The sequence below is a fragment of the Staphylococcus sp. HMSC059F04 genome (genome assembly GCF_001812565.1).
GTDB classification, from domain to species: Bacteria; Bacillota; Bacilli; order Staphylococcales; family Staphylococcaceae; genus Staphylococcus; species Staphylococcus lugdunensis.
This window is the reverse complement of the sequence record NZ_KV809463.1, coordinates 1-204: the sequence shown is the minus strand read 5'-3', so window position 1 is coordinate 204 and position 204 is coordinate 1. Positions and strand designations below refer to the sequence as shown.

Here is a 204-nt window from a genome sequence, read left to right as displayed (position 1 = left end):
TTTCAATTCACTCAACTTACGCTCTAACGCCTTATAATCATCTAGTGTGGCATTCTCATCTTGTACAAATGCAGTAACTAATTTCAATCCTTCAACGAGCTCACTTGCAGGTTCATTAATTCCAGTAGCTAACTGATATAATATTTCGATATTACCTATCACATCAGCATTACTAGACTGAACACCCTCAAGTTCTTCAACATT

Annotated in this window: 1 pseudogene; it reads right to left on the bottom strand. The window is 35.8% G+C overall.

Going from position 1 to position 204, the window contains the following annotated elements:
* Window positions 1–204, bottom strand: a pseudogene (locus HMPREF2864_RS02655) (pathogenicity island protein); the annotation flags it as partial.